Source organism: Streptomyces lushanensis, from assembly GCF_001700515.1.
In the GTDB taxonomy this organism is placed as follows: Bacteria; Actinomycetota; Actinomycetes; order Streptomycetales; family Streptomycetaceae; genus Streptomyces; species Streptomyces lushanensis.
On the sequence record NZ_MAUD01000036.1, the window covers coordinates 1 to 10,638 of the forward strand.

Annotated in this window: 12 protein-coding genes and 1 tRNA gene; 2 read left to right on the plus strand and 11 right to left on the minus strand. The window is 70.5% G+C overall.

Going from position 1 to position 10,638, the window contains the following annotated elements; translation table 11 throughout:
* Positions 1–94: 94 nt before the first annotated feature.
* Together BFF77_RS03020 and BFF77_RS03025 are read right to left on the minus strand one after the other, a co-directional pair.
* On the minus strand, positions 95–328 hold the full coding sequence (locus BFF77_RS03020; RefSeq protein ID WP_046498555.1) for a hypothetical protein: 234 nt from the start codon (positions 326–328) through the stop codon (positions 95–97).
* 324 nt (positions 329–652) lie between these two features.
* A complete protein-coding gene (locus BFF77_RS03025; RefSeq protein ID WP_245703154.1) occupies positions 653–2,008 on the minus strand; it encodes an MFS transporter in 1,356 nt (451 codons plus the stop codon).
* A 279-nt stretch (positions 2,009–2,287) separates the two neighbouring features.
* Between BFF77_RS03025 and BFF77_RS03030 the strand changes: the two genes are divergently transcribed.
* A complete protein-coding gene (locus tag BFF77_RS03030) occupies positions 2,288–3,142 on the plus strand; it encodes a helix-turn-helix transcriptional regulator (RefSeq protein WP_079124791.1) in 855 nt (284 codons plus the stop codon).
* Between the two features lie 100 nt (positions 3,143–3,242).
* Here the strand turns inward: BFF77_RS03030 and BFF77_RS03035 are convergent.
* The 7 genes from BFF77_RS03035 to BFF77_RS35430 all read right to left on the minus strand — a co-directional run bounded on the left by BFF77_RS03035 (position 3,243) and on the right by BFF77_RS35430 (position 7,629).
* Positions 3,243–3,315: transfer RNA gene (locus BFF77_RS03035), tRNA-Ala, on the minus strand.
* Between the two features lie 95 nt (positions 3,316–3,410).
* Positions 3,411–4,064, minus strand: a complete 654-nt coding sequence (locus tag BFF77_RS03040; RefSeq protein WP_066943513.1) for a histidine phosphatase family protein — start codon at positions 4,062–4,064, stop codon at positions 3,411–3,413.
* Positions 4,061–4,516, minus strand: a complete 456-nt coding sequence (gene rsfS, locus BFF77_RS03045) for a ribosome silencing factor (RefSeq protein ID WP_066943527.1) — start codon at positions 4,514–4,516, stop codon at positions 4,061–4,063. Before rsfS ends, BFF77_RS03040 begins: the two co-directional genes overlap by 4 nt.
* Before the next feature lie 182 nt (positions 4,517–4,698).
* Positions 4,699–6,501: an LCP family protein gene (locus BFF77_RS03050; RefSeq protein ID WP_066943515.1), complete on the minus strand. Its 1,803-nt coding sequence runs from the start codon at positions 6,499–6,501 to the stop codon at positions 4,699–4,701.
* A 27-nt stretch (positions 6,502–6,528) separates the two neighbouring features.
* On the minus strand, positions 6,529–7,194 hold the full coding sequence (nadD, locus tag BFF77_RS03055; protein ID WP_079124792.1) for a nicotinate-nucleotide adenylyltransferase: 666 nt from the start codon (positions 7,192–7,194) through the stop codon (positions 6,529–6,531).
* A 38-nt stretch (positions 7,195–7,232) separates the two neighbouring features.
* Complete coding sequence (locus BFF77_RS35425) at positions 7,233–7,394, minus strand: hypothetical protein (protein ID WP_169922600.1); 162 nt, start codon at positions 7,392–7,394, stop codon at positions 7,233–7,235.
* Between the two features lie 82 nt (positions 7,395–7,476).
* The gene (locus BFF77_RS35430; RefSeq protein ID WP_169922601.1) at positions 7,477–7,629 is read right to left on the minus strand and encodes a hypothetical protein; all 153 of its coding nucleotides are present in this window, start codon (positions 7,627–7,629) and stop codon (positions 7,477–7,479) included.
* Between the two features lie 150 nt (positions 7,630–7,779).
* On the opposite strand from BFF77_RS35430, the gene BFF77_RS03060 reads away from it, so the two are divergent.
* Positions 7,780–8,952 carry a M48 family metallopeptidase gene (locus BFF77_RS03060; protein WP_066943519.1) on the plus strand — a complete coding sequence of 391 codons (1,173 nt, stop codon included), beginning with the start codon at positions 7,780–7,782 and terminating at the stop codon, positions 8,950–8,952.
* Between the two features lie 109 nt (positions 8,953–9,061).
* Here the strand turns inward: BFF77_RS03060 and BFF77_RS03065 are convergent, their stop codons facing one another.
* Together BFF77_RS03065 and BFF77_RS03070 are read right to left on the minus strand one after the other, a co-directional pair.
* Positions 9,062–10,210 carry an SCO2583 family membrane protein gene (locus BFF77_RS03065; RefSeq protein WP_066943521.1) on the minus strand — a complete coding sequence of 383 codons (1,149 nt, stop codon included), beginning with the start codon at positions 10,208–10,210 and terminating at the stop codon, positions 9,062–9,064.
* A gap of 176 nt (positions 10,211–10,386) precedes the next feature.
* On the minus strand, positions 10,387–10,638 hold a 252-nt coding region (locus BFF77_RS03070), incomplete at its 5' end, for an SCO2584 family spore wall biosynthesis protein (RefSeq protein ID WP_483855205.1).

The window sequence follows — 10,638 nt, forward strand, 5'->3', positions numbered from 1 at the left end:
CCCGGGCTCCGCGGGCCCTGATCGGACTGCTGCTCGGCGACGCCGTCAGGGCCCGCGGAGCCCGGGGAGCCCAAGGAGGGGCCCGGGGATACGCTCAGGCCGTGGCGAACGAGTAGAACCGCTTGAGCGTGCAGTGCTCGTCCAGGAGACGGCCGTAGATCGGCTCGCCCTCCAGCTCCCGGTAGGTCTCGATGGGATCGCCTTTTATGATCAGCGCCCGCGCGCACTCCTCGCACCAGTACTGGAACTCGGGGTTGAGCGGGTCCATGTCACGAACGATGGGCGTACCACTGCCGCACCAGTCGCATTTACGCCTGTGGGCACCCATCAATCAGCTCCAACAGTGGCCGCAGGCCGTACACACGTAAGAAATCCCGCCGTTGTCACCGAGCACTTGAGCCACCTGGGACGAACCGCACGAGGGGCAGTTGAGGCCGGCGAGCGCCTCCGCCGGGGCAAGCAGATCATCGGGCTCCTCGATGCTGCTGGCGGACAATACGGCTCTCCCCTCCGGTCCGGCCCTTCGTCCCCTTCGGTTGTCCGATTCTGCCACGCCGGAGCCAGGTGGGCAGCCGGAAAAAGCCTCCCGGTAAGGGCTTATACCGGACGTCGCCGCATCGTAGGACGCGTCACCGCGCCGACGGGACCCCTCTCACCGCGCCGACCGGACCCTCCTCACCGCACTGACGGGACCCGCCGCGGCACCCAGGATCGCTGCACCGGCGAGCGCGAGCGTACACACCAGGAGCGCGTCGGCCGGCGCCCCGGGGCCCGGCACCGCCAGCCGGTTCAGGAAGAGCGTCCCGAATGTCGCGACTCCGATGAGCTGGCCGAGCTGGGTGACCGTGGCGAGCAGTCCGCTCGCGTCCGCCGCGTCCTCCTGGCGTACGGTCGCCAGCGCACCCGTCAGTACGGGACTGAACCCGAGTGCCAGACCGACACCGACACCGACAAAAGCGGCATACATGGCGAATCCACCGTCGCCGATGTCGCGGAGCACCCAGCCCACGGCTGCGCAGGAGACGGCCGTCAGCAGGAACCCGCCGGGAACCAGCGCCCGTTGCAGCTTCCGGGGCCAGTTCCGCCAGGTCAGTCCGACCAGGCCGAAGACCAGGGCCATCGGCGCGAAGGTCAGTCCCGCGCGCAGCGCGCTGTAGCCCAGACCACCCTGGACATAGAGGGTGAAGCTGAACAGGAAGCCCGCGTTGACCGCCATCACCAGCAGGATCCGCAGGGCCGCGAGGCCCATCCCGGGGATGCGGAGCACGCGCGGCGCTATCAGCGGAGCGCCTCCGCTCCGGGCGAGCCGGGCTTCGAGGACGAGGAAGCAGCCGAACAGCACAACGGCGGCGGCCAGGGAGATCCAGGTCCAGCGTGGCCAGTCCTCCTCCTGGCCGAGGACCAGCGGCACGGTGAGGAGCGAGACCGCCGCGGCCAGCAGCACCAGCCCCGGCAGATCCAGACCGCGGGCGCGCTCCGGCTCGCCGCGCCGGTCGCGCGGCAGCACCCGGGCGCCCAGGACCAGCAGCGCCAGACCGATCGGTACGTTCACGAGGAAGACCGGCCGCCAGCTCGCGCCGAACAGATCGGCGCTGACCAGCACACCGCCCAGCACCTGTCCCGCCGCGGCTCCGGTGGCCAGCACGGCGGCGTAGGCGCCGAGCGCCCGTACACGCCGCTCACCGGCGAAGTTGCGCTGGATCAGGCTGAGCACCTGCGGGATCATCAGCGCCGCGCCCGCGCCCTGGACCAGCCGGAAGGCGATCAACTGACCGGTGCCCGCGGCCAGTCCGCAGGCAAGCGAGGCGACGGTGAAGACCGCGAGCCCGCCCAGATACAGCCGTCGGTGGCCCAGCAGATCGCCGAGCCTCGCACCGGTGATCAGCAGGACGGCGTACGCGATGGTGTAGCCCGCGATGACGAGCTGGAGTCCGGCACCCGAGGCGTCGAGTTCGGTACGGATCGTCGGCGCCGCCACATTGACGATGAACACATCGAGGAGCGCCATGAACTGGGCCGCGAGCACGACCGCGAGCAGCAGACCGGGCCGGCCGTGAGCGCCGTCACCGGCGCCGGCGGTGGTGCCGGCGGCGGTCGTGCCCCCGGCTTTGTCAGTGGCGTCGTCTTTACTGGATCCGCGGATGTGCTGAGGGTTCTCGGGTGAGGTGGTCGTCATGGCACCGAGCCTGAGGGCGGTCGGGTACGGGTAACGAGAGCCCACCGATGCTGGTACTGACAGCACCTGGCAAGAGGCGGCGCGGAAACGCAGGATGGGGGTGTGACAACGATGACGGTGCGGGATGCCACAGGTCGGCGCCGCAGATCCGAACTGGCGGCGTTTCTGCGCGGGCGCCGCGCGCGGGTGACGCCCGCCGATGTCGGGATGCCGCCGGGGCTGCGCCGCCGTACGCCGGGACTGCGCCGCGAGGAGGTCGCCCAGCTCTCCGGCGTGGGCGTGACCTGGTACACCTGGCTGGAGCAGGGCCGCCCGATCAACGCCTCCGCGCAGGTGCTCGACGCGGTGGCGCGCACGCTGCGGCTCGACCGGACCGAGCGGGAGCATCTCTACCACCTCGCGGAGGTGCCGCACGAACCGGATCCGCAGGCCGACGCGGAAGGGGTCGGCCCGGAGATCCAGGGCATCATCGACACGCTCGATCCGCTTCCGGCGGTGGTGTACAACGCGCGGTACGACGTCCTCGCGACCAATGCCGGATATGACGACCTCTTCGACATCCGGGCGATGCGGGAGTACGGACGTCCGAACGCGCTGTGGATCCTGTTCACCGTGCCCGAGGTGAACTGTCCGCTGGTCTATCCCGAGACGGAGCTGTCGCTGATGGTGGCGACGCTGCGCGGCGCGTACGGACGGCATGTGGGCGAGCCGGACTGGGAGTCGTTCGTCCGGCGGCTCTCGGCGGCCAGCCCGCACTTCGCCGAGCTGTGGCGGAGTGGGGACGTCATGCCGCCGGGGCTCCGGGTGAAGACCTTCCGGCACGAGGCGGTCGGCGAGATACGGATGACCTCGGTCTCGCTGTCGGTCAACGGGATGCCGGAGTGCCGCATCATCGTCTACACACCGGTGGACGAGGAGTGCCGGCAGCGGACGGCCACGCTACGGGCCCTGCGCCACAACGCCTAGCACGCCCTCGCGCGTCGCCCCCACGGCCGACCGGGAGCCGCGCCGCAGCGCCGCCGCACAGCGAGAATCCCGCCCCCTGCTGGGGACGGGATCCGGATTGTGGAGCTAAGGAGAATTGAACTCCTGACCTCCTGCATGCCATGCAGGCGCTCTACCAACTGAGCTATAGCCCCATGTGTTCCCCGCGCTCCGCGCCGCGAACAAGAAGAACTTTAGCCTGCGACCAGCCGGAAAGTGAAATCCCGGCCCCGCCGCCGCCCGCCGCCGTTCAGTCGTCGTCGCCGAGGACCGGTTCGGGGAGGGTTCCCGCGTTGTGCTCCAGCAGCCGCCAGCCGCGCGCGCCCTCGCCGAGGACCGACCAGCAGCAGTTGGAGAGCCCGCCGAGGCCCTCCCAGTGGTGCGCCTCCAGACCCAGCAGCCGGCCGATCGTGGTGCGGATCGTGCCGCCGTGGCTGACCACCACGAGCGTGCCGTCGTCGGGCAGCTTCTCGGCGTGGTGGAGCACCACGGGCGCGGCCCGGTCGGCGACCTCCGTCTCCAGCTCACCGCCACCGCGCCGGACGGGCTCACCGCGCTTCCAGGCCGCGTACTGCTCGCCGAACCGGGCGACGATCTCGTCGTGCGTCAGGCCCTGCCAGGCGCCCGCGAAGGTCTCGCGGAGGGTCGCGTCGTACGAGACGTCCAGCCGGGTGATCGCGGCCAGCTCGGCGGCCGTGGCGGCGGCCCGCTGAAGGTCGGACGAGATGATCGCGTCCGGCCTCAGGGAGGCCAGCAGCCGGGCCGACCGCTGGGCCTGGGCGACGCCGGCGGAGGTCAGTTCGATGTCCGTGGAGCCCTGGAAGCGGCGCTCCACATTCCAGGCGGTCTGGCCGTGCCGCCACAGGACGATACGGCGACCCCTGCCGCCCCTCCCGCCGTTCAGCGCAGCTCACCGTCCGTCTCGCCGGACGGGCCCGATCCGGCCGCGCCGACGACTCCGGCGTGCTCCGCGGCCTTGCCGCGGGTCTTGACGGCGTCCTCGGGCAGCTCCAGCTCGGGGCAGTCCTTCCAGAGCCGCTCCAGAGCGTAGAAGACCCGCTCCTCGCTGTGCTGGACGTGCACGACGATGTCGACGTAGTCGAGCAGGATCCAGCGGGCGTCACGGTCGCCCTCGCGGCGCACCGGCTTGGCGCCCAGCTCCTTCTGGAGCCGCTCCTCGATCTCGTCGACGATCGACTTGACCTGACGGTCGTTGGGGGCGGACGCGAGCACGAACGCGTCGGTGATCGACAGCACATCGCTGACGTCGTAGGCGATGATGTCGTGCGCGAGGCGGTCGGCCGCCGCCTGGGCGGCGGCCTTGACGAGCTGGATGGAACGATCAGTAGCGGTCACAAGCAAGCTTCCGTCGACGGTCATGGAGACATCCAGGATCTCACGCCCCACCGTCCCGCGGCACAGCCATTGTCCGGGGCCCGGCCCCGGCCCTCGCGCAGGGCCCCGGGCGCGGTGCGGGCCGTGTGCGGGAGACATCCCGCACACGGCCCGGACGGGCTCCTGGGAGGCCGATCGGCCCGCTACTCCACGTCGATCTTGTAGTCCCCGCCCAGGACCACCGAGACATCGGCGTTCGGGGCGGGCGCGCCCTTCTTCACCGCGCTCGTCGGGAGTCCCAGCGTCTTGGCCACCTCGACGGCCTGCGGCTTGTCGGCGTCATCGCCGTAACTGACCTGCGAGGACGTCTGCGCGAGACCGGTGCCCGCGTCCACGAAGCCATAGCCGCCGTTGACCAGCGAGATCCGCGCCGACTCCGCCGCGTCCTGGTTTCCGCTCGCGTTCTTCACACCGACCCGTACGGCCGAGCCCTTCTCCGGAGCGCTGACCGAGCCGCCCAGGACGTCCTTGACCACGGTGTCGGCGGTCTGCTCGCTGAGCGTGCCGTCCGTCTCGACGGGCAGCACCTTCGTGCTGTAGTCGCCCACCTTGGCGTGTTCGGCGAGCTTGGCGAGCGAGGCGCCCAGGTCCTTCTCGGGCAGCGACGGGTCGAGGATCTGCGCCAGCGTCTCCACGGTGACCGTCGCGGCCTGCGGATCGTCCGACATCTTCCGCAGCACGCCCTGGAGCACCTGGCCGAACCGCTGGAGCTGCTTCGACTCCGGCTCGCCCGGGCCCCGGTAGGTCGCGTAGGCGACGGCCATCCGTCCGCTGAGCGTCTGGTCCTGGCCTTTCCTCACCACCGGCGACTCGCCCTTCTTCTCGGCGGGCACCTCGGTGTCGGTGGTCAGATCGATGGTGCCGACCAGTTCGACGAGATTGTCCAGATAGGGCGTGTCCAGCCGCCAGGTGCCGCTGATCTCGGTGCCGAGCAGCGTCCCGACGGCCTCGCGGGTGCCGTCCGAGCCGTCCTCGTCGACGGACTTGCCGAGCGTGGTGGGCTCACCGTCGTCGTTGGCGACGGCCAGCGAGTTGGGCAGCAGCAGAGTCGTACCCCGGCCGGTCGTGGAGTTGTCGACCAGCAGCGCCGTGGACGTGCCCTTCTGCTTGGTGTTGTGCAGATGCACCACGATCACATCGCGCTTCTGCGGTCCGGTGGCCGTGCCGCGCGCCTTCTCCGTCGTGGACAGTCCGGGCAGCTTGCCCGCGTACCAGAGGTAGCCGGCACCGCCGACGACGGCCAGCGCGAGTACGACGATCAGGGCCACCACACGGTTACGGCCCCGGCGCCGGGCCTCCTCGCGTCGCTCGGAGCGGCTCTCGGTGAACTTGAGCCAGTCGATGACGTCTTCGGAGTCCTCGTCGGGCTCCTCGATGAAGGAGAACTGCTCGGTCCGGTAGTCGCGGTCCCGCGTCCCCTCCGGCTCCTCCGCCCCCGGGGACTCCTGGTCCTCCCGCGCCTCCTCCCGCGTCTCCTGTGCCTCGGGGCGACGCTGCCCCGGCACGGCGGACTGGGCGTGCTGCCCGGGCGCGGCGGACTGCGCCGTCTGCTGCTGCGGGATGTTCCACTGCTGAGTGGTGTCGACCGCCACGGGCGGCTGCCGGCCCGCCTCGTACGCCTGCTGCCGCGCGGTGTCGTAGCCGTATCCGTCGTACCCGTATCCCTGTTGCTGGGCATAGGGGTCGTACTGCCCCTGGGACGGCGGCTGTTGAGGCTGCTGGGACTGGTGGGGCCCCTGGGCGTACGGGTCGTATCCGTATCCCTGAGGCGCCTGCTGCCCCTGCTGCTGCGGATACTGCTGCTGTTCCTGGTGCGATTGCTGCGGATGCTGCTGGTGCTGCTGCGGCTGCTGGTACACCGGCTGCCCGTACTCGTCGTACCCGACGAGCTGGGGCTGCGTGTAATACGGGTCGTACGGATCGTACGGCTGCTGCTGGTCGTTCACCGGTGCCCCTCTCCGTGGCTCAGTCGCTCATGCGCCGCGGTACAACTGCCGTTTGTCGATGTAGCGCACCACACCGTCGGGCACCAGGTACCAGACCGGATCGCCCTTCGCGACTCTCTCCCGGCAGTCGGTCGACGAGATCGCCAGCGCCGGGATCTCCACCAGGGACACCCCGCCCTTGGGCAGTCCGTCGGCCGACAGATCATGGCCCGGCCGTGTGACTCCGATGAAATGGGCGAGCGAGAACAGCTCTTCGTGATCCCGCCAGCTCAGAATCTGGGAGAGCGCGTCGGCTCCGGTGATGAAGAAGAGATCCGCGTCGCCGTGGAGGGACCGAAGATCCCGCAGCGTGTCGATCGTATACGTCGGGCCGCCGCGGTCGATGTCGCTGCGGCTGACCGAGAACTGGGGGTTGGACGCCGTGGCGATGACCGTCATCAGATAGCGGTCCTCGGCCGGGGAGACCGCGCGCTGGGTCTTCTGCCACGGCTGCCCCGTCGGTACGAACACCACCTCGTCGAGGTGGAACAGGGTGGCCACCTCGCTGGCCGCCACCAGGTGTCCGTGATGGATCGGGTCGAAGGTCCCGCCCATCACGCCGAGTCGGCGACGGCCGCGGTTCACGGCGGGGCCGGACCCGGGACCTGTCACGAGTCCGGTTGCTGCGCCGGTGGACGCTCGCTGCTCTCCCATGCGTGCAGAGCCTACTTGCACCGGGTTACGGGCCGGGGTCAGCGGTCGCGGTTGAAGCGGGTGGTGATCCACAGCAGCAGGAGCAGCCCGAACAGCGCGCCGCCACCGATGAGGTACGGGTTGAGGCTTTCGTGGTTGCCGCCGTGTTCGGCGCCCTCGGCGAGCATGACCAGGTTGGCGGCGGTGCCGGTGAGGCTCATCTTCAGCAGGCCCTATCGATCGTGTCGGAGCGGAGACTTCGCGCACATCGTATGCGGGGGCCTCGGGCACCCTCACGCCGACTCAGTCGTTGTGGTCGTTGTCGCGGTATCCGCGCAGCAGGAACCAGGCGAGCAGGACGGCTCCCACCATGGAGGCGGCCAGCACGATCCGCAGCGTGTCGCCCGGTCCCTGCTGGTCGGCTGCCGCGGCGAGCAGTGTGACGGTATCCGGCATGTCGGGTGTGCCCCTCGATCGGTCCGGCCGGCGCCGGGGCCCTTCCCCGGGGAACACACGGCCGCTGCCCCCCGCCACACGGTAGCTCCAGCCCTTTAGTCTGGGGCAGCCAGGGGGACGAGCTTGGACTCGGAGAGAACGGGGACATCCATGACCGAATCCGAAGACAACCGCGACAGCCACGGGGACGCGCTCCACAAGAACGTGCCGGGCAGACGGCGCAAGCGCTTCCCCGGGATCTCCTCGCGGGCGTACGAACATCCCGCGGACCGCTCGGCGCTGGTCGCCCTGCGCAAGCTCAGCGGATTCGACACGGTGTTCAAGGCGATGAGCGCGCTGCTGCCGGAGCGGAGCCTGCGGCTCCTCTTCCTCTCGGACTCCGTACGCGTGAGCGACGCGCAGTTCGCGCATCTGCACGCCATGCTGCGGGACGCCTGCTACATCCTGGACCTGGAGAAGGTCCCCGCGATGTACGTGGCACAGGACCCCAGGCCGAACGCGATGTGCATCGGCCTGGACGAGCCGGTCATCGTGGTCACCACCGGGCTGGTGGAGCTGCTCGACGAGGAGGAGATGCGGGCGGTCGTCGGCCACGAGGTGGGTCATGCCCTCTCCGGTCACTCCGTCTACCGGACGATACTGCTGTTCCTGACGAATCTGGCGCTCAAGGTCGCCTGGATCCCGCTGGGCAATGTCGCGATCATGGCGATCGTGACGGCACTGCGGGAGTGGTTCCGCAAGTCGGAGCTGTCGGCGGACCGGGCCGGTCTGCTGGTCGGGCAGGACGTACGGGCCTCGATGCGCGGTCTGATGAAGATCGCCGGTGGCAACCATCTGCACGAGATGAATGTGGACGCGTTCCTGGAGCAGGCCGCGGAGTACGAGGCGGCCGGTGATCTGCGTGACTCCGTGCTCAAGATCCTGAACGTACTGCCGCGCTCGCATCCGTTCACCACCGTGCGCGCCGCCGAGCTGAAGAAGTGGGCGGAGAGCCGTGACTTCCAGCGGATCATGGACGGTCACTATCCCCGCCGCGAGGAGGACAAGGACACCTCCGTCACGGACTCCTTCCGCGACTCCGCCGCGCATTACGCGGACACGGTCCGTGGCAGCAAGGACCCGCTGATGAAGCTGGTGGGCGACATCGCGGGCGGCGCGGGTGATCTGGGCGGCAGGCTGCGGGACGTCTTCACGGGCGGTGGCGGCGGTGGCGGTACGACCGGCGGAAACGGTCACGGGAACGGGAAGGGCGGCGGCCGGTCCACGGACGGCACCGACCCTGATTCCGGCCCGGGAGACAAGGGCCCGGGAGACAAGGGCTAGGGAGACAAGGGCTAGGGCCTGCCCGGCCGGTCTTCGTGGATCGGGCCGGGATGTGAGGTGAGGCCGGGCACGCCGGCCCGGAACGCGCCCGCCCGCCCGGCACGGCCGGTCAGGCGGACGGGCCCGGCCGTCCCGGGCTCGGCGGCGCCGTCGGGCTCGGCTGTGCCGTACGGGCCAGCGTGCCGCACAGCGCCGTGTCGGCCGGGCCCGTCGCGTACGGATCCGTACCGGCCGGATCGTCCGGCTTCGCCCGCTCACCGGCCAGCAGCGGCCGCAGCGTCGTCGGGGGCTCGGCCGAGCAGGGCTGGGGTCCCGCCAGGACGTCGCTGCTCAGCACCTGCGTACGGTGCTTGATCAGATCCTCCACGTCGAACCGGAAGCGCATCTCGCGCCGGACGGTGAACAGCGACGCGTCCCGTACGGGCTGACCGGCCGGCCGATCGGCGGACGCGGCCGGCCGCAGCGCGTACACGAAGACATGGTCCGAGGTGATCTCCAGCATCCCGGTCGAACTCTGCTCGTACCGCAGGGTGCCGCGTGCGCGGACAGCGCCGACCGGCACCGTCCTCGCCGGGTCGAACCGTACGAGCCAGCCGGCCGGGGCGTGCCGGCCGTCGTCGGCCGGGGCGGCGAAACTGCGGTCGAACTGGTCGAACTGGTCGGGTTCCAGCAGCACCCGTACGGGCCGCACCGTATGGCCCGTGAGAACGTCCGGATCCATCGAGGACGCCACGAGATAGTCCTTGACGGTGGTCAGCGCGGCCATCACCTGGCCCTCGGAGAAGTCGCCGGTCTCCCGGGCCGGAGGCAGCGCGATCCCGGCCGCGCCCTCCTGGAACTGCGCCGCCGGGCTGTGCTCGAAGAGATCCTCGGGGCTGCCGCCCGGCACCGGCTCCCTCGGCGCCAGCGGAACCACCGCCATCCGCAACTGCGTCGCGGTGCCGCCGATCGGGGGACGGTACGGATTGCGCAGGCCCAGATAGACCGCCGTACCGAAGGCGAGCACGATCACCAGGAAGAGCAGCAGCACCCGCCGGGGACCGTTCCTGAACCACCGGCGTCTGCGTCTTCTGGGCGGAGGCGGCGGAACCCGCCGTACGGCGTGGGCGTGGTCCTTCATCCGCTCCTTGGCGGAGGCCTCACGGAGGCGGGCAGCGCGGATGAACGACTCGTCGAAGTCGACGGACCCGTACTCGTCGTCACCTCCGCCGGGGAGCCCCTCAGGTCCCCCTTCGGGTGGGTCTCCGCGCCCTGCCATACCTTCAGGGTAGGTCGGCGAGGGCGATCGTAAACGCTCGGACAACCGTCGGGTACCGGTACGGCGTGGTTCCGCCGTTCGGGCGAAAACCTGGGAAACGGAACGACTTTCGGCGGGATTTCCGCGAGCTTCGGCGCCTGTTCGAGCGCGGGGTCCACGCGGGGTCCGCCCGGGGTTCAGGGAGAGTGCGGAACCGCGGAGAGCGGCGGCCCCGTGGGCACCGCGGAGACCGCCGGACCGACCGGCCCCGGCTTGTCGATCCCGGTGGTGGCGGGCTGCGGCACCTGACTGTCACGGCTGCTGGAGGCGCCGCGGTAGACGGCGGTGAACGCGAGCGCGACCATCCCGATGCCCATCAGCAGCGCGAGCAGCCAGGCGACCGGGCGGTGCCAGCGGGCGCTGCCGCGGTACGGACGCAGGGCGCCGCC